This is a genomic window from Vibrio sp. 03_296 (assembly GCF_002265885.1).
Genome location: NZ_NPKW01001392.1, coordinates 1 through 277, shown reverse-complemented (window position 1 = coordinate 277; position 277 = coordinate 1). Strand labels below are relative to the sequence as shown.

Sequence of the window (277 nt, the reverse complement as noted above, 5' to 3'; positions counted from 1 at the left end):
TCACTTTCTTCATGTTTTGCTTTGAGTGCAGTCATCCCTCATTGGACAGAACGCACACTCTTTCGGGTCTGAGTGGTATTCTCGGTAGGTCATCGCGTGATGTGGTTTTATAAAGCAACRCCTGCCCATTCGGACATTGGTAGCTGTCTCTTTGCGCGTCGTAAGTAAAGTGTTTCTTTTGAATGCATTTTTCGTTCTCGATGGACGTCGATAACCGAACACGCCAAGAATACCTCGACGTTCAAGTGACTCCGCCACCGGAGCGGTAAAGTAGCCC

Annotated in this window: 1 pseudogene; it reads right to left on the bottom strand. The window is 48.2% G+C overall.

What is annotated here, in order from left to right:
• Positions 1-12: 12 nt before the first annotated feature.
• A pseudogene (locus tag CIK04_RS32550) lies at positions 13-277 on the bottom strand (IS5/IS1182 family transposase); the annotation flags it as partial.